The sequence below is a fragment of the Rhizobium sp. BK313 genome (assembly GCF_014193655.1).
GTDB lineage: Bacteria > Pseudomonadota > Alphaproteobacteria > Rhizobiales > Rhizobiaceae > Rhizobium.
In genome coordinates, this window is sequence record NZ_JACHZQ010000006.1 from 267,268 (window position 1) to 292,533 (window position 25,266).

A 25,266-nucleotide genomic window follows, 5' to 3' on the forward strand; every position below is an offset into this window, starting at 1 on the left:
CCCCGCTTTCCGTCATCACCTTGATCGGCTTGAGTTTTACATGGGAGCTGCACCCGCTTCAATGCGCCCGAAAGCCTGCTACTATGCTGCCATGACCTTCTTCGAAACCCTCGTTGCATTGTTGGCTGTCGCCATCCTGCTGCTGCAGATCACGCGGCGCATGCACCTGCCCTATCCCGGTATACTGGCTGCCGCCGGCGTCGCGGTGGCGATGTTGCCTGGCGCGCCGACGATCCCGATCGATCCGCCGACGGCGCTTGCTTTGTTCATCGCGCCCGTGCTTGTCGACTCGGCCTATGACTTTCCGGTGGGTGCTGCGCGGCGCATGCTGCTGCCGCTATTCTTCTATGCCATCGTTGCCGTTCTGGTCACGACAAGCGTGGTGGTTTCAATCAGCATTCTGACTGTCGGGCTTCCGCTTGTGGTGGCGGTCGCGCTTGGCGCCATCGTTGCGCCGCCCGATGCTGCCGCAGCCACCGCCGTTCTTTCCAATCTGCCGGTCGCCCGTCGTGTTGATGCGCTGCTGAAAGGCGAAAGCCTGTTCAATGATGCGACGGCCCTGCTGCTGTTCGGCGCCGCGCTCACCGTCCAGGCACGGGGCGGGCTCGACGGCGCAACCGCGCTTCAGATCGGGTTCGCAGCACCTGGAGGAATTCTCTTTGGTATCGTCTTCGGCTTCTTCGTCTCAAGGCTTCGGCCGGTGACCGAAAATACGGTCGGCGGCACCCTGTTTCAGTTCGTCTATGCCTTTGCGACCTGGCTGATCGCCGAGCATCTGCACCTCTCGGCCGTGCTGGCGACGGTTGCGAGCGCCATGACGATCGCCGCCCTTGCGACAGTCGATGATTCTCCACGCATGCGGGTGCATTCCTTCGCCGTCTGGACGACCGTCGTCTTCCTGCTGAACGTGATCGCCTTCCTGCTCATGGGCCTGCAGGCACGCCGCATCCTGGAAGCGATGTCCGCCGAGGAACTTGAGCGGGCGCTCGGTTTCGCCGCCATTGTGGTTGTCGGCGTCATCCTCGCACGCCTGGCAATGGCCTTCCTCCTTCATGCGATCGTGGTGTCGCGCCACCGCCGCGGCAAAATGCTGGCGCCGTTTACGAGTGGGGAGACCCTGCTGGTCGGCTGGTCCGGCATGCGCGGCCTCGTGACACTGGCTACCGCCTTCGCGTTGCCGGGGGAGTTTCCGGAGCGGGACCTCGTCGTCCTGACCGCCTTTGCGGTTGTGCTGGCAACCCTGGTCATTCAGGGCGCGACGCTTGCGCCGATGATCCACTTCCTCAAACTCGGGCGGCAAGCGGAAGTCCACGAGGAACTGGAGGCGGCCCGACGCTCGCTCGCCGAAGCCGCGTTTCAGCGGCTGGAGAAGGAGGGTGGCGCTGAGGCTGAGGCGATCCGGACGATCTGCCGGGACCACTGGACCGAACCATCAGATAGTGCCAAGACCGCGCCGCTCGCTCGTCGCCGAAACCTGACGATCGCAGCTGTTATCGCCCAGCGTCAGCGCCTCGAGGAACTCCGAGACGCAGATCAGATTGGCCCGACGCAATATCTCGAACTGCAGGAAGACCTGGACTGGAAGCAGCTCTCGGTCGGTTCCGAAGAGGATCGGCGCATCACCGAGAGCTAGGCAGCAGCGAACCGACCTTGCCGTATAGGCATGAACGGCAGGCGAAGTGCGGCGATCGATCGGATAGCTGGCGAAGTCGGCCCTTTCACGCCATCGCTATCAATACCCCGTTCTTCTCAAGCCGCTAGTAAAGTGTCCTCTTGTATTCGTCTTCCAGATCGTCGTCCATTTTGCGCATCTCATCCTTATCGCTCGGCGCGCCGGTTGTTTCATCCAGAATGATCTTTATAAGTGACGGCATCTCGGTGCGACTCTGGAAATGATCCGGGCTCCACAGCTTAGAGCGCCGAAATGCCTTAGCGCAGTGCATGAAGACCTCACTCACTTTGACCACGATTGCGAGTTTAGGGGCGCGATCATTGACGCTCATGCTCTCCAGAAGGTCAGGGTCATTGACCAGAGTGGCGCGGCCATTCACGCGCAACGTATCGTCAAAACCTGGAATGATGAACAACAGGCCAACACTCGGATTGGCAAGAATATTGACGAGGGTATCGAGACGGTTATTGCCGGGCCGGTCAGGTATCGCCAGCGTGCGCTCATCAAGAATTTTGACAAAGCCGACGGGATCACCGCGGGGACTTACATCCGCTTTGCCATCCAGGTTCTGTGTGCCGATACATAGGAACGGCGAACGCTTGATAAACTGCTGTGCGTGTTTGCCGAGTGTATCCTGGCACTTCTGTATGGCCAGGGCATGTGTCGCCTCGAACAGACTTCGAAGGGATTGCTCATCTGTTATAGCGAACTCAGGATTAAGCTTGAACCCATTCATTCTATCACCTTTCGAGGTTCTCTTTTTGGTTTGGTCAGCCTCAACTGAGTGGTCTGTTTTGAATGTCAGCGCATTGGGGGTCTCTGGTCCTCCTAGTCGGTGAACTTCGGCACTAAGGAGTGACAATCATAGAAAGCGACATCAATATGATGTACGTACCTCATACCGGGTTGAATAGCGTAAATTTCGGTTGCAATCAAGCTCTCCTGAAATCGACCTTAGAGGCCCTCGTAAATCGCTTTATGCAGATGATAGGCAGGCGTTGCGTTTTCTTGTCCAGTGCGGAGTTACGCCCAACGCTGACAAGTTCCCGCAGTTGGCACAGGAATCCCGTCATTCTCCAGCCCCTTTAGATCCGAGGAAGCCGACCGCCCCGCCTCCTTCGAGGCGAAATGTGATATCGTTAGCCGCGACGACATCCGTGAATTCGCGAGCAAGATGAACGCCCCCCAAACCGTGGAAGCGTTTATGTTGCCGGAAATGTTACATCCGCTCGATCGACACCCGAGCTAATCAACGCGCTGCGCCAAAGCGCCGTTTAAGCGGCAACCACTTTGGCGCCATCGGCACCCTCGATATCAGCCGCGAACGCCGTTTCGACGTCGCTGAATTATCCCGAGCGTATCAGTTTGCCGGAAGGCAAATGCCAGAGTGTCGGCATGTCGCACGACATCGAGATCACCGACAGGTTCGGCCAATTTTTGTTCGCCGATCACGCCGCCGGGTAAGCCACCGAAGATGTGACTACTGCACAGAGATGCCGCACAGGAGCACGATCCGAGTAAGTGAGCACCGACACGCCGGATGCCGCCGGTCCGCCAGACCAATTCCGCTATGACGAATGAAAAAGGGCATGTACTTCATTCATTCTCTTTACAGGACATGTGCCTGCCGGACGAGCTCGGCCTTACGCCTTGAAGTCTCCAGTCCGAGCTCGATGAACTGGCGCGCGTGTTTGGCCAGCTCCACGTTGTCGTTCCAGAGATTGCGCCAAATAGCCGTTTTCAGGGATAGATCCTTGTCGACGATGGCCGTCGAGAAGGATTCAAAGGTCACGTAGTCGTTCCAGCCGATCGCAACAAGCGCATCGAAAACGGCGGCGAAATCGATATTGCCGGTACCGAGGTAGCCACGATGGCTTTCGCCGATATGGACGTAGCCGATCTTGTCAGCTGCATGACGGATCGCCAGCCCGACATCGGCTTCCTCGATGTTCATGTGGAACGTATCGAGATGGAGGAAGACGTTTGAGGCGCCGGTGTCCTTGATATAGGCCATGCCCTGTGCGGCGGTGTTCAGCAAGTTGCTCTCGAACCGGTTGACGATTTCGAGATTGAGAGTGACGCCGGCGGCTTTTGCCCGGTCGGCGACCTTCGACAGCGTGGAAACGCTCGTGTCCCAGCTCTTCCTGGTCAACGCGTGCTCCTGCTTGCCATGCGCCGAGCTCAAAATGCCAGCGAGCTTCGTGCCGCCGAGATCGCGCACCAGCGCCACTGCGCGCTCGAGGATGTCTTGGCCGTTGGAAACGACTGCCGGGTCGTCGCTGGAAACATCGCCCTCGGGCGGCAGTCCCATGCTGATCGCAACGTCGAGGCCGAGTTCCCGAATGCGCGAGGCAAGCCACGTCACATCCACCTGCTTCGGATCAAGGTAGGAGAATTCAATCAGCTTGAAGCCGAGTTCGTGCGATCTTGTGAGAGCCTTTTCCAGCTCGTTCTTCGACGAGCCGGCGCTCCAGACGAAGGAATGAACACCGATTTTGGACATGGGACGCCGCTTTCCGATTGGCAATGAAAATAGCGACCCGCCTGCACTGAGGCATTGCGGGTCGCTCGGGAGGAAACATTAGCGAGCTGCGGTCCAGCCCTTGTAATCCTTGATATTGTCGGCCGTAATCAGCTTCGGGTCGAGAAGGACAGTGTTTTCAGCCGGCTTCTTGCCGTTCAGCACGTCGACGGCCATCTTGAGCGCGTCGCCGGCCATGACATAGGGATCCTGCGAGGCGGACGCCTTGATCATCGAGTTGCCGCTGGCGAGCGACTTTTCGATGTCGGGCGCGCCGTCGACAGCCGTGATGAAGAACTCGTTGCGGTGCAGCTGCTTGGCGGCAAGCTCAGCACCGATGCCCGTCGGATCGTTGATTGCAAAGACGGCGTCGATCTTGTCGAAGCGCGTCAGCAAGCCCTGCATGACGGCGAGGCCGCCATCGCGCGAACCCTGGCCGTTCTGGTCGTCGGAGAGGATTTTTATGTCAGGGCTCTTCGACAGCACGTTCTTGCAACCCTGGACGCGGTCGAGGATCGAGGACGAAGCCGGGCCGTTAATGATGACGACATCGCCCTTGCCCTTCAGCTGATCGACGATGTACTGGCACGCCTCCTCGCCCGCCTTGATGTTATTCGTCATGACGGTGACATCGGCGCCCGGCGCCGAAACGTCGAAGGCGGCGACGATCACACCCGCCGCCTGTGCCTTCTTGACGGCCGGCGCGATGGCCTTGGCGTCGACGGCGTTCAGCATGATGATGTCAACGCCGGCGGCGATGAAGCTGTCGATCTGCGAAACCTGCTTATTGAGGTCGTAGTCGGCCGAAACCGAGGTGACCTGAACGTTCGGATTGATTTCCTTGGCGCGGTCCTCGATGCCCTTGATGGTTGCCACGAAGAACGGGTTGCCGAGCAGGCCGACCGAAATGCCGATCTTCTGAAGGTCCTTGGCCGCAGCCGGCATGGCGATGGCTGCCGCCAGAGCGGTGGCTGCGAGCAGTTTAGAGATCATACGCATATTTCCTCCTTATGGCGCTTCCTGCGCCCTGTTATCCGGTAACCCCGGTCCCTCGAGCCGCGCTTCACGTGCGGCTAAGCCCTTTCAGCCGGTAGCGGTCGAGCGCCACGGCGACGATGATGACAAGCCCCTTGATGATGTACTGCCAGATGTCGGAAACACCGACGAGGATGAGGCCGTTCGACAGAACGGCGATGATGAGAGCCCCAATCAGCGTTCCCCAGATCGAGCCGACGCCGCCGACGAAGCTGGTGCCCCCCAGGATGACGGCGGCGATCGCATCGAGCTCATAGGACTGGCCGAGTTGCAGGCCGTTGGCTGCGTAGAGACGCGCCGCCGACATGACCCCGCCGAGGCCGGAGAGAAGCCCGGACATGGAATAAACGAAGAGCAGCACGAGCGGCACTTTGATGCCGGTCAGACGCGCGGCTTCCACATTGCCGCCGACGGCATAGATCCAGGTGCCGAGCACGGTGCGCTTGAGGATCACCCAGGAGATCAGGATCGTCAGCAGCGCAATGATCGCCAGCCACGGCACGCCCAGAAAATTGCCATTGCCGATGAAGTCGAAGGGCAGATCCGGATTAAAAACAGTCGTGTCATTGCCGAGTAATCGGGCGATACCACGCATGGCGGTGAGCGAGCCGAGCGTCACGATGAAGGGCGGCAGCTTCAGAAAGGCGATGATCGAGCCGTTGACGACACCGCAGGCGAGGCCGACGGCAATCGCCGCCGGAATGCCCAGCAGGCCGATATCGGGCCAGAGCGAGACGATGACGCCGACCATTGCAGACGCCGCGAGAATCGAGCCGACGGAGAGATCGATGCCACCGGTGAGGATCACGAAGGTCATGCCGGCCGCCAGCACCGTATTGATCGATGCCTGCTGCATGACGATCGACAGGTTATTGACGCTCAGGAAGCGGCCGCTGAGCAGATGAAAGCCGATCGCCAATATAATGAGGACGGGAAGCATGCCGAGGGCGGTCAATGTCGACCGCAGCTTCATCTTGTCCATTGCTGTCTGTTCGCTTTGCGTTGCGCTCATTTCAGGTTCTCTCTTTTATCGCGCTTTATGCGTCTCGCTTGGCGGGTCCGGTGGACAGGGCCATGATGGCTTCCTGGCCGATCGGCTGTTGTTCGGATCCGACGATTTCGCCGGCGATGCAGCCCTCACGCATGACCAGCACACGATCGGCGATACCGATGATCTCAGGCAGGTCGCTGGAGATGACGACGATGGCGATGCCGCTCTGGGCAAGCTCGTCAATGATCCGGTAAATTTCCGACTTTGCGCCGACATCGACGCCGCGCGTCGGCTCGTCGAGGATGATTACCCTCGGCTTGGTTTCGAGTAGCCGGGCTAGCAGCACCTTCTGCTGGTTGCCGCCAGAGAGGGCTCCGACGTTGATCGATGTGCTTTTCGTGCGGATCGAAAGCGATGAAACGGCGCTGTCCGCCCGCTTCTTAGCCTTGCCGAAATCAAGGAAACCGCCGGACCGCGCATCTTCGGAAATGACACCGATATTGATGTTCTCGTTGATCGACATATCGAGGAAGAGGCCGAGTCCCTTCCGGTCTTCCGTCAGGTAGGCAATGCCCGCGTCGAGCGCTCCCCGTGGTCCGTTCAGCGAAAGCTCGCGGCCATCGAGCAGGACGCTTCCCGAGGTCTTGTGATCCGCGCCATAGATCAGCCGGGCGAGCTCGGTGCGTCCCGAGCCGACCAGTCCGGCAATGCCCAGCACCTCGCCGGCGCAGGCGTCGAAGGAACAGTCATGCACGCGACGGCCGTCGCCGATGTTCTTGACCGCCAGCACCACCTTCCGGTCATGCCCGACAGCGCGATGCTCCTTCTTGTAGAAGGACGAAAGATCGCGGCCGACCATCATCGAAACGAGGCGCTCGGCGGAAAGCTCGCTGCGCTCAAGCGTTCCGACATAGGCGCTGTCACGCAGTACGCTGACGCGGTCGGCTAGCGCATAGATTTCTTCCATGCGGTGGCTGATATAGATGATCGCGATCCCCTGTGCCTTGAGGCTGGTGATCACTTCGAAGAGCTTTTCGGTTTCGCGGCTCGTGAGCGACGTCGTCGGCTCGTCCATGACGATGATGCGGGCGTCGGTAGTGAGCGCCCGGGCAATTTCGACCATCTGGCGCTCTCCGAGCGACAGCGTCGATACCATCTGGCTCGGTGAGAAAGTGATGCCGAGACGTTTGAGGATCGGCTCCGCCCGCTTCCGGATGTCGCCGCGATCGACGAAGCCCATGCGCGAGGGCTCCGTGCCCAGGAACATGTTCTGGGCAACTGTGAGGTTGGGCGCAAGCGACAGTTCCTGATAGATGACGGCAATGCCATTAGCCTTTGCCTTGACGGGGTCGCCTGCGATTGCGGGGCGCCCGCTGACCAGGATACTGCCGCCGGGATCGGCGACATAGGCTCCCGACAGAACCTTCATCAAGGTCGATTTTCCCGCGCCATTCTCGCCCATCAGGGCATGAACTTCGCCCGGATAGACCGTGAGCGACACGTTCGTCAGGGCGCGGGTATTGCCGAAGGTCTTGCTGATGTTCTGCATTTCGAGAACAGGCGCGACACGTCGATCGGGTGCAGCAGCAGTGCTCATCCCATCTTCTCCTTCAACAGGGTCGCGTTCGGCGAGCGCGAATGCATCTCCTCGACGCGACGGCGCCATTCGCGCCGGTAGTTTTCGAGACCCTTTATGTTGGCTGGACGGACCTTCTCGGTTTCGTTGCTGAACGGTCGCAGCCCGGCCTGGCGAAACACGAGAGCCGCCGCGCCAAACGCGCTGCCTTCGGGATTGGCGCTCGTAAAGACGGTCTGGCTTCGCAGTGCGGCCAGCATCGGGGCAAAGAGTTCGGCCTTGACCAGCCCGCCATCGATGACGATGTCGTTTTCCGAGCGGATGAGATCGAGCGACAGATCGGTCATCAATGTCACATAGAGCAATGCGACCGCCGCCCTGTCTTCTCCTGACACGGGAGGACCGTCAAAACGGCCTTCGAAATCTGGGAATGGTCCGCCCGCGGCGAAGGATGGCAGGGCAAAGCTGGCCTTGGCGATGACAGCTTCGATTGCGGCAATCGAGATGTGCTCGGTCCAGCCATCGCTTGCCACGTCATATTCCCGGCCGCCCATGAAGCGGATCGTCGCGGCCGGCGCGTGATCGACGGTGACGTTTGCGAGCATGTCGCGCCTCCGGTCGAGCGCATTGAGGGGGCAGGCTTGATTGAAGATGATCACCCAAGTGCCGGTCGAGATCAGGGTGAATTCATCAAAACCGACGGATCGATAGTAGAAGAGCGCCGAGTTGCTATCGTGCACGCCGTTGTGCACGCAGACGTCGACGGTGCTACCATCGCCGAGGGTGACTTGGTGGGTGCCGAGCAATGAGCCAGCGGCTGCGAAATCAGGCATTTTCGACCGCCAGCCCTGACCATCGACCAGGCTGCTGAAATCATCGGCGAGCGGAGCCCAAAGGTGGGAATGGCAGCCGAGGTAGGAAACCTCCGACACGGCCCTGCCGGAGAATTTCCAGGACCAGAATTGCGGATAGGCGAGGATTGCCTCCGTCGCTTCAAGCGTTCGTGGATCCCGATCGGCAAGCCACAGCACATGCCGGCCGTAATTGAAGCCGAGTGGCAGACGTGGCGAGAAGGTTTCCGAGAAACTGGGAATCAGGGTGTCGATCCGGTCGGCAACCAATGCGGGCGGTTCCTGCTCGTAATCGAGGATGGGATGGCGAAGCATGTTGTCGCCGATGAGCGCAAAGGTACATCCGTGTCCGGAGAAGGTGACGTGGCGCACGCCGTGCGCCTCGACGGACTGCGCAAGTTCGTTCTCCATCCAGGCAAACAGTGCGGCATCATCGAGAACACGAATGTCGCCAAAGGCCCGCCAGACCGGTTTCGTGCGCCGCTCGGCGATGACGTTACCGTCGCCGTCGATTACAAAGAGCTTGGAATTGGTTTTTCCGAGGTCGAAGACTGCGACCGGCTGCTGGGCTGTCATGACACGCCTCCGACATTGGCGATGAGGATCGTCACGCCGGCATTTTCCACAAGCTTGGCATTCGCGTCGGAAAGGCCGTCATCCGTGACGATCGTTCCGACTCGCGACAGGGAAAGAACCAGGTTTCGCGGCTGGATCGAGAACTTCCGGCTATCAGCCAGAAGGACCACCTCGTCGGCGCAGGTGCTAAGCTCGCCAATCGCCTTGACGAGCAGCGGATGGGATTCGAACAGGCCCTGCGCGCCGATGCCTTGGGTGCCGACGAAGAACCGAGAGGCAAAATAGTCCGGCGCGCCGGAGGAAGGGTCGTGAATAATGCCTGGCTCACGGTAGAGCTCGCCGCCTGCAAGGCTCAGGTGGCAGCTACCATGTTCGCCGAGATAGGCTGCGAGGGGCATGGAATTCGTGTAGATTCGCAGGTTCCGCCGCGCCAGCAGCACACCGAGCTGAAAACATGTCGAGCCAGCGTGAACGATAATCGAGTCGCCGTCGCGCACCAGAGACGCAGCCTTGCCGGCGATTGCCCGCTTGGCTTCCACGGCAATGTCGCGATTTTCGTCATAGGGCCGGGCGGCCAGGCGCCCGCCGACTTCGAAAGCCGAGATTCCGCCATAGACTTTCTTGGCGCGTCCCGTTTCGTGCAGCTTGTCGATGTCGCGCCGGATCGTCGCCGGTGACACGCCCAGCCGATCCTGCAGGTCGCGAACCGAGGCAAACGGCGTATCGCGAAGCAGGTCGGTGATGATCTTGTGCCGGTCGGCGTCGTTCACTGCATTTTCCTCCCGGCCACTCCCAGCCGATGATTAAAGATAATCACAATGACGGAGCGGCCGCAAGCGTTGTGACGCAAAAACTTCATCATTGACGATATTCAATCGCATACCTACGATAGAGAAAGAGTTCGCTCACGTTTTGGTGAGAGGACGTCGAGGCTTGGAGGATTAATCTTGACGATGGCAGCACGTGGCGCGGAGAGCGAGTTCGACCGGTTCCTACGCCTGTCAAAACAGATTGGAACCGATATCCTCAAGACGCAGGGCGCCGGCGGCAACACATCGCTGAAGGATGGCGATACGATGTGGGTCAAGGCCTCGGGCACCTGGCTTGCCCAGGCAGGCGAACGCGACATCATGGTCCCCGTCCGCGTAGCACCGCTGGTCGAGGCTTTGCGCCGCGGCGATCCGCGCGCTGAAAAGGCGACCGACTTCGTCATCACGGCGCTGAATACGAGCGGGCTGCGGCCGTCGATCGAAACGAGCTTTCATGCGGCTCTGCCGAGCCCGGTTGTCGCGCACTATCACTGCGTCAACACGATTGCTCTTTCGGTGCTGAAACAACGCGATGAGATCTTTAGGACGAAGCTTGAGGCAGCGGGCATGAAATGGGCGACGGTACCTTACCGGCGTCCCGGTACGCCACTGGCCAGGGACGTCGATCTCGCGGCCGAATCGAATCCCGACGTCCTGATCCTCTATAATCATGGCATCATCGTCACGGGCGAGACCGTCGAAGAAGTTGCCGATCGGATCGAGCGGGTCACCGCGGCATTGACCTTACCTGCAAGACAGGTTCCGGATGCGGATATTGGGGCGCTTCAGCAGCTGAGCCAGGATAGCAGCTATTCCCCCGCAGCGGACCTCGCCAGTCACCAGTTGGCGCTCGTGCCTGAAAACATCCGGCTGGCGACCGGCGGATCGATGTATCCCGATCACGTGATCTTTCTCGGTACGACAGTCGGTCTGCTGAAAGCGGGTCAGTCCTTGCCATCCTATCTGGAACGGTTCGCAGATAAAGGTCAGACCGCGCCGAAGATGATCATCGTTTCCGGCTGCGGTATGCTCCTGTCGAATGAACTGACCCCGGGCGGGCAGGTTATGGCCCGCTGCCTTGCGGAAGTCGTGGCGCGGATTCCTGAGGGCGCCGACGTCGTCTACCTGACCGAGGCTGATGAATACGAACTGACCAATTGGGAAGCGGAGCAATATCGCCAGGCGCTCGATCGCGGAGCACGGACGTGACAAGCCGCCAATTCTCGGGAGCAGCAACTGTCATTGGCATCGATATCGGCACCTCTGGCGCACGTGCGGCTGCTCTTGCCGACGACGGCAACGTGGTGGCGATCGCCAGCGCGCCGTTTGAGGATGCCAAAGAATGGCGAACACCCTCGATTTGGTGGGAGCGCACATCGACCGTATTGCGGGAGCTTGCGGCGAAGACAAGTCTCGCATCGGTTCGCGCGATTGGCGTCGATGGCACATCCGGAACGGTCCTTGCGACCGACGACAGGGGCGAGCCCATCGGCACGCCGCTGATGTACAATGATGCGTGTCCGGATGCAGCGATTGTCGCGGACATCTCGCGGTTTGCCCCAAGCAACAGTCCGGCTCGGGGTGCGAGTTCGGCCCTGGCAAGAGCGATTTACCTCGCCCGCCAGCCAAATGTCGCGAAGATCGTTCACCAGGCCGACTGGCTGTTGATGAAACTTGGTGAGCGAGAATGCGCAAGCGATGAAAACAACGCGCTCAAGACCGGTTATGATCTTGACCAAGAACGGTGGCCAGACTGGATAGAGCAGGCCGGGCTCGACCGGCGCCTTCTGCCAACTGTTCGCCCGGCCGGTTCCGCCCTATCGCCGGTCGAGGGTTTTGTCCGGAGCCTCGGTGTCGATGCCACCTGTCGCTTTCATGCAGGAACGACGGATGGTTGCGCGTCTTTCCTGGCGACGGGCGCATCGCAGATCGGTGATGGTGTCACGGCTCTCGGCTCCACGCTCGTGCTCAAGCTTGCTTCCCATCGGCCGATCAACGCGCCGCAATACGGGATCTATTCGCATCGCGTGCTCGATTTCTGGCTGCCCGGCGGCGCGTCGAATACGGGCGGCAGCGTGATCAAGTCGCTTTTCGGAGACGATCGCCTCGATGCACTGACGGCTCGCATCGACATTGCGAGGCCCACAGGTCTCAATCTCTATCCGCTCATCAAGCCTGGCGAACGATTTCCCGTCAGCGATCCGAACTACGCGCCACGGCTGGAGCCGCGTCCCGAGGATGAAGCGGTCTTTTTCCAGGCTGTGCTGGAGGGGATGACCGAGATCGAACGGTGCGGTTATGGACGACTGACGGAGCTCGGTGCGGCCCCGCTGAAATCTGTGCGAACCGTCGGCGGCGGTGCGAAAAATCCGATTTGGACCCGGATGCGGCAGGCCGCTCTCGGCGTTTCCTTCGCGCCTTCGAACTCGACGGAGGCCGCGGTCGGCACGGCGGCACTCATTCTTCAATGGCAGGAAAGACAGCGTTGATCATCGCTCCCGAAATATCTCTTGCGGCTCTGATCGACCGCTACGACTATTTCCTCGTCGATCAGTTCGGCGTCCTGCGCGACGACGTCGGCGCCTATGATGGGGCGGCTGCGGCATTGCGCGCCCTGAAGGACAGGGGCAAGCATGTTATCGTGCTTTCAAATTCGGGAAGAAGCGGGGACTACAATGCCGAGCGGTTCGTTCGTCTCGGTTTCGACCGCGAACTCTTCGAGCGGTTCGTGACCTCAGGCGACGTTGCCTTCGATATATTGTCGGCATCCTCGGACATTCGGCCCGGCATGCGGGCCTTTACGATCTCCAGCGGCGGAGACCAGAATCTGGCTGACCGTCTGGGGCTGACCAGTGTTGCCCGATCGGACGAGGCCGATCTCGTCATCATCTCCGGCAGCGAGGCCGAGCGGATTGAACTCGAGGTCTATCGTCGACAACTGGCGCCCGCAGCGGCAAACAAGGCTCCCTGTATCTGCACCAATCCCGATATTCACAAGCTTGCCGGCGGCAAGATTGTGCCCGGCGCGGGGGCGATCGCACGGATCTACAACGATCTTGGGGGCATGGTCCACTGGATCGGCAAGCCCCATCGCGAGATCTACGAATTCGCAATAGCGCGGTGGAATAGTGCCGATCCCGCGAGGATCGTCTGCATCGGCGACAGCATCGAACACGATATCAAGGGCGCGACCGATATGGCGCTTTCCTCCGTGCTGGTGCGGACCGGCATTATGGCGGATGCCTCTGAGGAGGAACTATCGGAGCTGTCACGGCATTTCGCGGCGCTTCCCACCTATATCATGCCTGGGTTTTCGAACGATGGCTCCTGACGGCAACGCGCCCCTGCCATTTAGGATCCCTCGCCTCTGCCGCTTCGTAACCGCCCGCGAAATTCACGCTTAAGGTGCAAAGCCGCTCTCCGGCATATTCCAGAGCGAGCGCGACGCGTCGTCACTCTCGACTGTGACAGCATCGATCGCAGCAACAAGACGCCGGGCGTCGTGGCACGGACGCCCGGTGGTCTCAACTACAGGCAACTGATTGACCTGATCGCCGGCCTCGGCGGGCCCTTTATGCATTGAGGCGACGGGTCCTTTGCACAGCCCAGGCAAAAGTCCACCGCGTCCTGATGGGTATGCCTGTAAGGTCGCCGGGTTTAAATTGCCTCGGTCACAAGCTTCGTATTAACAAAGTTCTCCATGGCCTCAATACCGCCTTCCGAACCGTACCCGGAATCTTTGATACCGCCGAACGGGAGTTCCGGCAGCGCTAGTCCGTGATGATTGATCGATAGCATTCCACTTTCGATATCTCGAGCAAGCGCGGCGCTCGTCTTTGCAGAGGTCGTGTAGGCATATGCCGCTAGCCCATATGGCAGGCGGTTGGCTTCCGCAATGGCAGAATCATAGTCCGAAAATGCCCTCACAATCGCCATGGGACCGAACGGTTCTTCGTTCAGCACGCGCGCATCTTGTGGAACGTCCGTAAGAACTGTCGGCTGGAAGAAGTTGCCGAGATTGCCAATCCTCTTGCCTCCGGTTGCGATCTTCGCGCCGCGCATCACTGCGTCGGCTGTCAGCGACTCCATGGCTTCGACCCTTCGCGAGTTGGCAAGCGGCCCCATGGTTACGCCGTCTCTCAATCCATCGCCGACATTGATTGCCTCAGCTGCCTTTACGAAGCCATCGAGGAATTTATCAAAGACGCGCTCCTGGATAAGGAAACGCGTCGGAGCCACGCAGACCTGGCCGGCATTTCGAAACTTCGCACCGGCCAATAGTCTGACCGCAAGATCGATATCGGCATCATCGAAAACCAGAGCTGGCGCATGGCCACCGAGCTCCATCGTAACGCGCTTCATGTGGGCGCCGGCCAGCGAGGCGAGCTGTTTCCCGACAGCCGTCGATCCCGTGAAGGAGATTTTGCGAATGATTGGATGTGGGATGAGGTAGTTTGAAATATCGGCTGGAATTCCGAAAACGAGATTGAGGACGCCCGCCGGCAGGCCTGCGTCAGCAAAGGCGCGAACGAGTTCAGCGCAGCTTGCCGGCGTTTCCTCCGGTCCCTTCAAAATGATGGAACAACCGGCCGCAAGGGCCGCTGACACTTTGCGGACAGCCTGGTTCAGGGGAAAATTCCAAGGACTGAAGGCCGCCACCGTGCCGACCGGCTCCCTGACAACCATTTGTCTGATGTTGATCGACCTTGGTGGGATTAGACGACCATAGGCACGGCGTGCCTCTTCGGCAAACCAGTCAATGGTGTCCGCCGCTCCTGCTGTTTCCGCCTTGGATTCAGCAAGCGGCTTACCCTGCTCCAGCGTCATTATTCTAGCGATCGCTGCAGAGCGGCCGCGCAGGATCTCGGCGGCTTGGCGCATAAGCTTTGCCCGCTCGAACGCACTGACGCGCCGCCATTGTTCAAACCCGGCGGCGGCGGCCGCGAGCGCTTCGTCGAGATCACTATTGCTGGCGTTTGAAACGTGGCCGATGACCTCGCCCGAAGCGGGATTGAGGATGGATAGGTGCTCATTCGAGCCATCCTTCCAACGACCGTTGATGTGAAGTTGCGTATCCGGATATCCCGACATGTCACTCTCCATTTCCCTAGAAGCCGAGTGCACAACCGTCTTTTCGATGATCGGAAGCACCTAACAGAGTATTATTTTGGTCATCGATCCAGATCGCCTGCGCACCGCCGATCGCCCAATTCGGCGCGACAACTGTGAAACCGCGAGCTTCTAGATCATGGCCGATCGATGCGCGAAGCCGCTCCTCCATCTCGACTGTGGCCGTGCCCGGAAGCGGGAAGAGGCGGGGCAGATCGATTGCGCTTTGGATATCCAGATCAAAGTCGAAAAGCTTCGAGAGGAAGTGAGCGTGGCCCATCGCTTGGTAGTGGCCTCCCATGACACCGAACGAAAGCACCGATTTTCCAGCGCGAGTTACAAGCCCTGGGATGATCGTGTGCATCGGCCTCTTGCGCGGGCCGATAGCATTCGGATGACCTTCCTTCACGACGAAGCTTTGGCCGCGATTGTGGAACAGGACGCCGGAGTTTGGGGCCATCAACCCGCTTCCGTAGGGATGAAAGATCGAGTTGATGAAGCTCGCGACATTTCGCTCCTTGTCGACAACCGAGATATAAACAGTGTCCGAGTGCTCCACGCTTTCGACAATTGCGTTGACCTCGGCCGCCTTATTGATATCGATCCTAGCGGCAAGATCGTCGGCCAGTTTGTCGGACAAAAGGAACTCGACCGGAACATCTGATACTGCCGTGTCGGCTACCCACCGATCACGGGCGGCATAAGCCAGGCGGGTGGCCTCAACTTCAATGTGCAGATTGTCGACGCCGAGCGGATCGCCTTTGCGTTCAAAACGCTCCAAGATCTTCAAGATCATCAAAGCGACGATACCCTGTCCGTTTGGCGGGCATTCATGCACTGTCCATCCTCGATACGTCGCGCTGACAGGCTTCACATATTCGCCAGCGGCAGACGCAAAATCTTCAAGTGTATGAAGGCCGCCGAGCGAATTTAGCCGTGTCACCATGTCGTCGGCCACTGGACCGCGATAAAAGCCGTCACGGCCTAAAACCCCTATCGCTTCCAGTGTTTGTGCCAGCTCCGGCTGACGTTGCACCGATCCGACGGACGGGACCTGATCGTTGATCAAGAAAATACGGCGCGTCGAAGGATCCCGCAGCAGCAAATCACGTTGCTTGGAGATGTCGACGGCAACCCGTGGCGTGATTCCATAGCCGTCGCGCGCAAGTGCTATTGCTGGAGCAAGGATTTCCGCCAGCGACATCCTTCCATGATCGGCAACGAGACGCGTCCATGCCTCCACCGCACCAGGAATCGTCACTGCATGCGGCGACGATCGCTCGATCGAAGCAACGCCGTTTTCCCTGAACCAGTCGAAATGCGCCGCCGCCGGCGTGCGTCCCGAGCCATTATAGGCAACGACATTATCATTTCCATTTGCTGCAAGCAGCGCAAAGCAATCGCCGCCTATGCCGGTTGATCCAGCCTCGACCACGCATTGCACGGCACAGGCGCCCACCGCAGCATCGATCGCCTTGCCGCCGGCTTTGAGAATCTCGATCGCCGTCAAGGTCGCCATTGGGTGTGATGTCGCTGCCATCCCATTGCGGCCGACAGCTACCGATCTTCCGGGCATTTCGAAGTTTCGCATAGCATCGCTTCCTTCACTCAATAGAGGCCGGTCGCCCTGGCCCACCTGTAGGTGTCGTCTAACGCTCGGGTGGAGCGGTCGAACAATTCGTTGATCTGTGTTTCGGTGATGATAAGCGGCGGGCAAAGTGAGTAGTTGTCGCCAAGGGCGCGCGTGATGACACCATGGACCTGGGCCTGTTTGCCTGCGTGAATGGCAATGCCGTCCGTTGGCTTGAACGGCTCTTTCGTTTCCTTGTTGCGAACCAGTTCGAGGGTCCCGATGAGGCCGCGACCGCGGGCGTTGCCCACGAGCGGGTGGTCGCCAAGTTCGTTCAACCGCCGCTGGAACACCGGGGCGATGTTGCGGACGTGCCCAACAATGTCGCGTTCCTCGTAGATTTTTAGAGTTTCCAAGGCGACGGCGGTCGCAACAGGATGGCCGCCATAGGTGAAACCATGTCCGAATGTTCCGATTTTCTCGCTTTCGGCAACGACTGCGGAATGGACCTTTTCATTGATCATCAGTGCGGATATCGGCTGATAGGCCGCCGAAAGTTGTTTGGCCATGACGATCATATCCGGCTGAAGCCCGAAGCTTTCGGACCCGAACATCGTGCCGAGCCTGCCAAAGCCGCAGATGACTTCATCGGCGATCAGCAGCACGTCGTATTTTTTGAGGATTGCCTGGATCTTCTCGTAATAGGTTGGCGGTGGAACGATACAGCCCCCAGATGCCATCAGCGGCTCAGCGAAAAATGCAGCGATGGTTTCCGGTCCCTCGGCGAGGATCATCTGCTCAAGCGAATCGGCACAGCGCGTCGCGAACTCTTCCTCTGTTTCGCCCGGCCGACCGTAGCGATAATATTCCGGGCAATCCGTATGCAGCACGCGGTCAATCGGCAGATCGAAGTCACGATGATTATTAGGAAGGCCCGTCAGGCTTGCCGATGCGATGGTCACACCATGATAGGCGCGCATACGCGAGATGATTTTCTTCTTTTCCGGCATGCCGATCGCGTTGTGATAATACCAGACAAGTTTCATGGCCGTGTCGTTGGCCTCGGAACCCGAACTGGCAAAGAACACCTTCGACATCGGGACCGGTGAAAGCTGGATGAGGCGGTCGGCAAGCTCGATCGCGGTCTCATGCGATTTGCCGCCGAAGCTGTGATAGAACGGCAACTCCTTCATTTGGCGGGTTGCGGCATCTACCAGACGTTGTTCGCTAAAGCCAAGCGACGCGCAAAACAGTCCTCCAAGCCCTTCGATGTATTTATTGCCTTCGTTGTCGAAGATGTGGATCCCCTCACCCCTGGTCATCACCAGCGGGCCGTCCTTCAAATGTTGCGAGGCGTTGGTATAGGGATGAAGAACGAACGCGGCGTCGCGGGATTCAAGGGAGTTGAGAAGGATGGTCACAGTGGTTCTCCAAATAATAGGTTTGTTTCAATTGCGACGCTGGCAAAGCTCCGCCGGTCAGCCGGTGGACGTCTCGGTGCACCGGCTGCCGATTGCTGTGGGAATAGGGGCTTTACCGCTTAATCAAGAGTTGTCTTTATCCACTTCTGTGCAAGCTTGTTGATCGTGCCGTCCGATTCCGCCGCGTCGATCGCCGCATCGAACATCGACTTCAAGACTGTATCGTCCTTGCGAAGACCTGCCGCGATACCCTGACCAAAGACCCCGCCTTTGAAGGTCGGGCCCGCGATCGTGTAGTCTTTGAAGTCGTCCTTGCCGAGCGTTGCAGTCAATGACGTTTTCTGGGCAACGACAGCGTCGATACGACCGGCCTGGAGGTCCAGATTATGCTGCTCGACGGTCTTGTATTCTCTTGGATCGACAACGCCCTTGAAATAGGTATCGAGAAACGCTGCGTTTGCCGTCGATACCTGGGCGCCCACGGCCTTGCCCTTTAGGGCGTCTCTAAGCGGCTGCAATTCCTGATCGACCTTCGCCTTGTCTCCGGCGAGGTCGATCGTCGTCCCCTTACCCGGCAGATCTGCGAGAGGACCGGTTTTATCGACCATGAAGGCGGCCGCAGTCGGAGCATAGGGCTTGCTGAACGAGATGACGGCAAGACGCTTATCCGTAACGATCATCGAGGCCATGATGGCGTCGAACTTCTTCGCATTGAGCGATGGAATTAGCCCATCCCAGTCCTGGGCCACGATGGTGCATTTGACCTTCATGCGAGCGCAAAGGTCGTTGGCGAGATCGATCTCGAACCCGGCGAGCTTGCCGTCAGGACCGGTAAAATTCCAGGGCTCGTATGCACCCTCGGTCGCAATGGTAATCTCAGTTGGTTTTGTCTGCGCGGCGGCAGCGCCAGCCCCCATGACGCCAAGCAGAGCGGACGTCAACAAAAGTTTCGATACTTGCATTTTTGCATTCCCCTTTTTGGTGCGCCCTGCCCTTTTCCCAAGGCAAGGCTGTTGCAGACTCCGCGACGTCCAGCCCGTTTGCTAGGGCGCGCGAACCTTGATTGCCTCGGCCGCTAGGCAGAGGAGCTCGAATAAAACCTGCGCCGCGATTTGCGCCGTGTTCGAAGTTGGATCGTATTGCGGAGCGATCTCGACGACGTCGCCGCCGACGATGTTCAAACCTGCAAGACCTCGCAGAATTCCAAGTGCTTGGGCGGAGGTCAGCCCACCGACCTCCGGCGTCCCCGTGCCAGGCGCAAATGCGGGATCAAGAGAATCGACGTCGAAACTGACGTAGGTCGGGCCCGATCCGACGACTTCTCTTGCTTTTGTGATCACGTCCTTTATGCCGAGGTCGCCAACTTCTTCCGCATGAATGACGGTCATGCCGGACGCATACGAGAATTCCCACAGATACTCGGAATTCCCTCGAATTCCGATCTGGATTGTCCGCCTGGGATCAAGCACACCGTCTAGAACCGCTTGGCGGAACGGTCCGCCATGATGGAATTTGCACCCCTCAAATGAACCACCCGTGTCGCAATGTGCGTCGATGTGGATCATCCCGACGGGCTGATCCTTGCCAACGGCCTTGAGAATTGGAAGGCTGATCGAGTGGTCGCCGCCGACTGCCAGGGGGACAACGCCCGCCTCAACTAACCCATCGACAAATCGTTCGATATCTTCATGGGATGCCGCAAGATCAAAGCGGCTTTTGAACGGAACATCGCCCACGTCAGCAACACGTGCATAGGCAGTCGGGACGGCTCGCAAGACATGATCGTAAGGACCAACGCGATCGACGTTGCGTACGGCTCTCGGCCCGAACCGCGCACCCGATCGGTTCGTAACCCCGAGATCCATCGGAATTCCGAAAAGCGCAATGTCCATAAAATTGGGGGATGCGTCGGGACGATATGGGGCCTTCAGCAATGTTGGAACACCGCAGTAGGGTGCCTGACGACTATCTCCCTCGCCGAAGACCAGTTCGGCAACCTTGCGAAACTCCGGATCGAACACCTCACCCCCTGAAGCGTTCGAAAAGCGCTTTCGCAGTTCGTCCAGACTTAGAACCTCCGGCATTGGGCCTCCCTGTGTTCTGAACCTAATTTCAAGCCGCGTTCAAAAAGCGGACGAAGAGTTATTGCTTGTTGTAGCCAACATTGTATACATAATCGTATTCTTGTTGATCGGGCAAGAGGGAAAAAGGTATGGTGACGCTCGCCGGGCCCGGTGGATGGGCGAAGATATGGAAGGGGAATTGATTGGTATCGACCAAAACGGAACAGCGAGGCTCATTGCGTGAGAGCACATATTCGCAATTGAAGGACCTGATCCTCAGTGGCCAACTTCGCCCCTCGGAGCGCCTTTCAGAAATTACACTCGCCAAGCGTTTCGGCGTAAGCCGAACGCCGTTGCGTGAAGCGCTGATGAAGCTTGAGGAAGAAGGGCTTATCGTAGGGCAGCGGAATTTTGGCTACACGGTGACCGATCTTGATGTCACCAAGTTCTGCAATTTGCTGGTTGTTCGCGAGGCGCTCGACGTTTGCGCGGCCGAGCTCGCCTGCGAGATGGCGACCGAGGAAGACCTCGATCGGCTGCGGGGTGTGATCGCCCAGATGGTGGAGCTCAAGGAGACGACCAACGAGACGCCTTCGGACGCAGCCCGCAACCTCGACCTTGGACTATACATCCATCGCGTCATCGCGGAATCGACCCGAAACGAAGCGCTCGTGAGAGTGACCGACCAAGTCTATCAGCAGCTCCGTCTGGCATTGTGGCTCGAAGTCCTTTGGGTTGATCTTGAACACACGGATCTCGACGAGCATCGGGCAATCGCGGACGCCATCTGTGCACGCGACCGGCAGGCGGCTGCGAATGCAGCCCGTGCACACGTTCAAAGCTCGCTCAAGAATATGTCGAAGCTCCAGCGCATTTGGGCGCATCGGCGAGCAGCCGACTGACGCAAACCTGATCGTTCACAAAGAGGTCCACGCATGGAACTTATCGATAGTTACCTGGCGCTCGTCGGCTTTGGACAGACGGGTTGGGGTTCGCTCCTTCTGACCGCAGCGGCCATGACAATCGGCGTCTCAGTCTGCGGCTTCCTGGCTGGAACGGTCATCGGCACCATGATCACCTTCATGCAGTTGTCCCGGCACATGGTCTTTCGCGGGCTGGCGGACTGTTACACGACGATTCTGCGCGGCGTACCGGACCTTCTCGTCATCTATCTTTTCTATTTCGGAGGAAGCGCGTTCCTTGGATCTATCGGTTCCCTGTTCGGCTACCACGGTTTCATCGGAATGCCCGCATTTTTGACTGGGACGCTGGCGCTTGGGGTGGTTTCGGCGGCTTATCAAGCTGAGGTCTTTCGCGGCGCCTACAGATCGGTTGCTCGTGGCGAAATCGAAGCCGCCAGCGCTGTCGGTATGCGGCCATGGCCTAAGTTCAGGCGCATCGTCGCGCCACTCGTGCTTCGCTATGCCATTCCGGGTCTCGGAAACACCTGGCAACTTGTGCTGAAGGAATCGGCATTGATCTCCGTGACGGGCCTCGTTGAACTGCTCCGCCAATCGCAAATTGCAGCCGGATCCACGCGCCGTCCGTTTGAATTCTACCTGACGGCGGTCGTCCTCTATCTCATCGTAACCTGGTTCTCCTCAATTTTGTTCAGACGAATGGAAACGCGAACGACCCAGGGCATAAAGGGAGCGTTGTGATGGATATTGGCTTTATGTGGGACACATTTCTCACGCTTCTGTCCGGTTTGCCACTGACCCTTGAGCTTGCAGTCACGTCGATCTTGGCCGGAAGCGTCTTGGCGCTTGCTATCGCGCTTATTGCAGTGACGGGCGGTGAAATCGGCCGAACCATTACGCGTGCTTATGTCTTCGTTTTTAGAGGTTCGCCCCTCCTCGTCCAAATGTTTCTGATCTACTACGGCCTCGGCCAGTTTCGGCATGGGCTGCAGGACCTTGGCGTCTGGTGGTTCTTTCGTGAACCCTATTGGTGCGCGGTGCTCGCGCTCACTCTGAACACTGCCGCTTACTGCAGCGAAATATTCCGTGGCGGCCTGCAGGCGGTCTCTATCCAGCAGATTGAGGCGGCACGCGCTTGCGGCATGTCGGGTGTTCTTTTGTTCAGACGGATCATCCTTCCGATTGCTATCAGGCACGCGCTACCTGCCTATGGCAATGAGATCATCTTAATGGTCAAGGCGACAGCACTCGCGTCTGTCATCACGATCATGGAAGTCACCGGCCTGGCTGGGAAGTTGATCGCCGACAGCTTTCGCGCTTTTGAGATCTTCATCGTCGCAGGGGCGATCTATCTTGCGATCAACTTCGTCGTCACGCGGATGCTCATGGTGGTCGAATTTTGGCTTTCGCCTCACATGCGCATGCGGCTGCAATCTTAAACGGGAGTGTGCATGTCTGGCAGGGGAACAGTTTTGGCTAGCGAAAATGACAATAAAATCGCAGCCGTTTCGGTCAAAGATCTTCGGAAATGCTTTGGTCCATTGGAAGTCTTGAAGGGCGTTTCGTTTGAAGCACACGAGGGGGATGTCATTTCCATTCTCGGTTCATCCGGCTCCGGCAAATCGACGATGCTCAGATGTCTCAATATGCTCGAAGTCCCCGACAGTGGAGAAATTCGTATCGGCGGAGAGATGTATGGTCTGAAGAAGGCGGGGTATAGAACCGAGCCCGCTGACCGCAGGCAAGTCGATCGATTGCGCGAACATATCGGTATGGTGTTTCAGAGCTTCAATCTTTGGTCGCATATGACCATCCTGGAGAACGTGATCGAAGCGCCGGTGCACGTGCAAAAACGCAACCGAGCGGAATGCATTGCGGAGGCCGAAGCTCTGCTCGAACGGGTCGGTATCGCCGACAAGCGAAACTTTTATCCCGCGCACCTCTCCGGGGGGCAGCAACAACGGGCTGCTATCGCTCGCGCGCTCGCGCAGCGGCCCAGGGTGATGCTGTTTGATGAGCCAACTTCTGCGCTTGATCCCGAACTTGTTGGCGAAGTGCTCAAGGTGATGCGCTCCCTTGCTGAAGAAGGTCGGACCATGCTGGTAGTGACCCATGAGATGGCGTTCGCGCGAGACGTTTCAAATAAAGTGCTATTTCTTCACAGAGGTGTTGTCGAAGAAACGGGTGAGCCTGATGAGCTTTTCAGGCATCCGAAATCTGAAAGATTTCGCCAGTTTCTTGCCAATGAACGACGTTAGGCCGGAACGAGCGCAGCGCTCGATAGGCAACAGTTTGTACGATGGGATTTCAACATGCAGGAGCCGACGATCTGGGCGAGGATTTGAATGTCCACGTGCAGATTAAGCCAGCCTTAAAGCCAGCAGCGATTCAACCGTCGATGCGTATCCAGCGTTCTTGATCAGCGCATTCAAAGGGCCGATCTCATTATTTATCTGATTGCCCAACGACGATCTAAACGGAGGGGCGCGGCCGCGAGATCAGATACCCCACGACCGAATCTGATTGCCCATCCGCGTTGGGCGCCTGACTTGACTGAGTTCGAGCGCCTTACGGGTAGGCCAGCTGGGCGAGCGAATGATAACGAAAGCGCGACCCGCCGCACTCAGTTAGCGGTAGACCGTCGTTTAATACCAGCGTCCCCGGCCGTACCAGCCGCCGCCGCCTAGCAACAGAAGTACTACAACTATGATGAGAAGTGTGGTGAGATCCATGTACGTCTCCTCGGAGTTCGCGCCCGATGGGCGCTGCTCATGGTGGACTCCCTGACTTACAACGGCAAAGAACCGGGGTTGGTTCCATTCCACAAAACAGGTGGAAAAAAGCCTGATCGACCCCGCCCAAGGCGCGTCTAACGACTCGCAGGATCGATCGCCCCTTTGGAGGACCGGTTCACCGTTCTTCAGAGTTTGTTGCAGCGGCCAAGGTAGGGGTGGCCTTCTCCAGTTAAGCGGCGCGCTCGCCAGCGCAGGCATGCTGGGGGCCGCTAGAACCGTGGATCCCACTTGCTGCGGCCACGCTTGAAGAGCATTTTTCGTCCGCGCTTATCGATTTGAGGTATAGCTCAACTCTATTGCGCCCGGTCCGCTTTGCAGCGTAAAGCGCCTGATCTGCCTGATCGCGCAGGCTCTGTGCATTGCAATCGCCTCTCCAAATAGCAATCCCCGCGCTGACACTCGGCGTTATCGTCTCGGAGGCAGAGGCGAACACCAAGGCATTTACCGCTGTGCGGATTTGATCGGCGATGCCAAAGGCGGAGCCTTCTGTCTGGCCGCGCAGGAACAGCGCAAACTCCTCCCCGCCAAGACGGCCCAGCACGTTGCGTCCAGCCGCCGTGGCGATGGCTCTTGCCACGCCGACAAGTACGACGTCACCTGTCTCATGGCCGAAGCGGTCATTGACGCTTTTGAAGTGGTCAATGTCGATCATGATAAAGGCGTCCCCGGCCTGGAGCTGGTTTGGAAGCGACGCGAGAAAATGCTGGCGGTTTGGCACTCCCGTCAAGGCGTCAGTATCGGCCAGACGCTTGAGTTGAGCTTCGGCTCGCTCCTGAACGAGGACAACCACGAAAAGCGCGACTGAGAAATGGCAAATGATCAGCATGAAAAAAGCATAGCGCGGTTCGATCGGACCATATTGCGGAACGATCATTCCGATTGTCACCAATATCGAAAAGCCCGTCGCCGCTGCAAGTGACGCAAGCAAGCCCAATCTCGCGGGCAATCGGTCAAGCAAAAAACCTCTCAAGATGACAGCACAGGAGACGCCAAGGAAGACAGCGGTGTTCGCATTGAACAACGCAGCGCGCGTACGATTGTCTGCATACCAATGCATGCCGCCGACGGCGCCCGACACCATCAGAGCGATCGCTACCAGAAGCCAATCTGAAGCTTTTCGCCGCCGGCCACTTAACCGGACCAACCCCATCCCCATCAACGCGTATCCTGTGACGCCGATGAAAAAGCTCCCGAGCGTCCAGACCGCAAACGGCAGTACGCCCTGCTCTCCCATACCGGCAAGCGTCGATGCAAAGGCGAGAAGACCGAAACCGACCGCAAGCAGATCGAGGCCCAACTCTTGGGAGCGCCACCTGATATAGGAGAAGCAGATCGCGCCCACGATAAAAGAGGATTT

Annotated in this window: 21 protein-coding genes and 1 pseudogene; 9 read left to right on the top strand and 13 right to left on the bottom strand. The window is 58.6% G+C overall.

The window, feature by feature from the left end; all coding sequences use genetic code 11:
- Positions 1-91 precede the first annotated feature (91 nt).
- The gene (locus tag FHT86_RS27585) at positions 92-1,633 is read left to right on the top strand and encodes a cation:proton antiporter (protein ID WP_133710233.1); all 1,542 of its coding nucleotides are present in this window, start codon (positions 92-94) and stop codon (positions 1,631-1,633) included.
- 124 nt (positions 1,634-1,757) lie between these two features.
- Here the strand turns inward: FHT86_RS27585 and FHT86_RS27590 are convergent, their stop codons facing one another.
- The 7 genes from FHT86_RS27590 to FHT86_RS27620 form a co-directional block, all read right to left on the bottom strand.
- Positions 1,758-2,408, bottom strand: a complete 651-nt coding sequence (locus FHT86_RS27590) for a pyridoxamine 5'-phosphate oxidase family protein (RefSeq protein ID WP_133710020.1) — start codon at positions 2,406-2,408, stop codon at positions 1,758-1,760.
- 873 nt (positions 2,409-3,281) lie between these two features.
- A complete protein-coding gene (locus FHT86_RS27595; protein ID WP_133710019.1) occupies positions 3,282-4,175 on the bottom strand; it encodes a sugar phosphate isomerase/epimerase in 894 nt (297 codons plus the stop codon).
- Positions 4,176-4,253: 78 nt separating this feature from the next.
- A complete protein-coding gene (locus FHT86_RS27600; RefSeq protein WP_133710018.1) occupies positions 4,254-5,192 on the bottom strand; it encodes an ABC transporter substrate-binding protein in 939 nt (312 codons plus the stop codon).
- Between the two features lie 64 nt (positions 5,193-5,256).
- Positions 5,257-6,240: an ABC transporter permease subunit gene (locus FHT86_RS27605; protein ID WP_133710017.1), complete on the bottom strand. Its 984-nt coding sequence runs from the start codon at positions 6,238-6,240 to the stop codon at positions 5,257-5,259.
- A gap of 25 nt (positions 6,241-6,265) precedes the next feature.
- Entirely contained in the window at positions 6,266-7,816 is a 1,551-nt protein-coding gene (locus tag FHT86_RS27610; RefSeq protein WP_133710016.1) for a sugar ABC transporter ATP-binding protein, read from the bottom strand.
- A complete protein-coding gene (locus FHT86_RS27615; RefSeq protein WP_133710015.1) occupies positions 7,813-9,222 on the bottom strand; it encodes a carbohydrate kinase in 1,410 nt (469 codons plus the stop codon). Before FHT86_RS27615 ends, FHT86_RS27610 begins: the two co-directional genes overlap by 4 nt.
- Complete coding sequence (locus FHT86_RS27620) at positions 9,219-9,992, bottom strand: DeoR/GlpR family DNA-binding transcription regulator (RefSeq protein ID WP_133710014.1); 774 nt, start codon at positions 9,990-9,992, stop codon at positions 9,219-9,221. The genes FHT86_RS27615 and FHT86_RS27620 overlap by 4 nt, the downstream gene beginning before the upstream one ends.
- 183 nt (positions 9,993-10,175) lie before the next feature.
- On the opposite strand from FHT86_RS27620, the gene FHT86_RS27625 reads away from it, so the two are divergent.
- From FHT86_RS27625 to FHT86_RS38215, 4 genes and pseudogenes are all read left to right on the top strand, one after another.
- On the top strand, positions 10,176-11,240 hold the full coding sequence (locus FHT86_RS27625) for a class II aldolase/adducin family protein (protein ID WP_133710232.1): 1,065 nt from the start codon (positions 10,176-10,178) through the stop codon (positions 11,238-11,240).
- Positions 11,237-12,520, top strand: a complete 1,284-nt coding sequence (locus tag FHT86_RS27630; RefSeq protein ID WP_133710013.1) for an FGGY-family carbohydrate kinase — start codon at positions 11,237-11,239, stop codon at positions 12,518-12,520. The genes FHT86_RS27625 and FHT86_RS27630 overlap by 4 nt, the downstream gene beginning before the upstream one ends.
- Entirely contained in the window at positions 12,517-13,362 is an 846-nt protein-coding gene (locus FHT86_RS27635; protein WP_133710012.1) for a TIGR01459 family HAD-type hydrolase, read from the top strand. Before FHT86_RS27630 ends, FHT86_RS27635 begins: the two co-directional genes overlap by 4 nt.
- Before the next feature lie 40 nt (positions 13,363-13,402).
- Positions 13,403-13,596, top strand: a pseudogene (locus FHT86_RS38215) (arginase family protein); the annotation flags it as partial.
- Between the two features lie 92 nt (positions 13,597-13,688).
- On the opposite strand, the gene FHT86_RS27645 reads toward FHT86_RS38215, so the two are convergent.
- The 5 genes from FHT86_RS27645 to speB all read right to left on the bottom strand — a co-directional run bounded on the left by FHT86_RS27645 (position 13,689) and on the right by speB (position 20,215).
- Complete coding sequence (locus FHT86_RS27645; protein ID WP_133710011.1) at positions 13,689-15,122, bottom strand: NAD-dependent succinate-semialdehyde dehydrogenase; 1,434 nt, start codon at positions 15,120-15,122, stop codon at positions 13,689-13,691.
- A gap of 16 nt (positions 15,123-15,138) precedes the next feature.
- Entirely contained in the window at positions 15,139-16,731 is a 1,593-nt protein-coding gene (gene ggt, locus FHT86_RS27650; protein WP_133710010.1) for a gamma-glutamyltransferase, read from the bottom strand.
- A 17-nt stretch (positions 16,732-16,748) separates the two neighbouring features.
- The gene (locus tag FHT86_RS27655) at positions 16,749-18,131 is read right to left on the bottom strand and encodes an aspartate aminotransferase family protein (protein ID WP_133710009.1); all 1,383 of its coding nucleotides are present in this window, start codon (positions 18,129-18,131) and stop codon (positions 16,749-16,751) included.
- 119 nt (positions 18,132-18,250) lie between these two features.
- Positions 18,251-19,093, bottom strand: a complete 843-nt coding sequence (locus FHT86_RS27660; protein WP_133710008.1) for a transporter substrate-binding domain-containing protein — start codon at positions 19,091-19,093, stop codon at positions 18,251-18,253.
- A gap of 81 nt (positions 19,094-19,174) precedes the next feature.
- Complete coding sequence (gene speB, locus FHT86_RS27665; protein WP_133710007.1) at positions 19,175-20,215, bottom strand: agmatinase; 1,041 nt, start codon at positions 20,213-20,215, stop codon at positions 19,175-19,177.
- Between the two features lie 182 nt (positions 20,216-20,397).
- Here speB and FHT86_RS27670 point away from each other — a divergent pair, with 182 nt between their 5' ends.
- From FHT86_RS27670 to FHT86_RS27685, 4 genes are read left to right on the top strand one after another with little or no spacing between them, the layout of a single operon-like run.
- Complete coding sequence (locus FHT86_RS27670) at positions 20,398-21,096, top strand: GntR family transcriptional regulator (RefSeq protein ID WP_133710006.1); 699 nt, start codon at positions 20,398-20,400, stop codon at positions 21,094-21,096.
- A gap of 33 nt (positions 21,097-21,129) precedes the next feature.
- Complete coding sequence (locus FHT86_RS27675) at positions 21,130-21,855, top strand: ABC transporter permease (protein ID WP_133710005.1); 726 nt, start codon at positions 21,130-21,132, stop codon at positions 21,853-21,855.
- The gene (locus tag FHT86_RS27680) at positions 21,855-22,553 is read left to right on the top strand and encodes an ABC transporter permease (protein ID WP_133710004.1); all 699 of its coding nucleotides are present in this window, start codon (positions 21,855-21,857) and stop codon (positions 22,551-22,553) included. Before FHT86_RS27675 ends, FHT86_RS27680 begins: the two co-directional genes overlap by 1 nt.
- Positions 22,554-22,565: 12 nt before the next feature.
- Complete coding sequence (locus FHT86_RS27685; protein ID WP_133710003.1) at positions 22,566-23,372, top strand: ABC transporter ATP-binding protein; 807 nt, start codon at positions 22,566-22,568, stop codon at positions 23,370-23,372.
- Between the two features lie 706 nt (positions 23,373-24,078).
- Here FHT86_RS27685 and FHT86_RS38220 read toward each other — a convergent pair.
- Positions 24,079-24,783 carry a GGDEF domain-containing protein gene (locus FHT86_RS38220; protein WP_246779692.1) on the bottom strand — a complete coding sequence of 235 codons (705 nt, stop codon included), beginning with the start codon at positions 24,781-24,783 and terminating at the stop codon, positions 24,079-24,081.
- Positions 24,784-25,266: the final 483 nt, after the last annotated feature.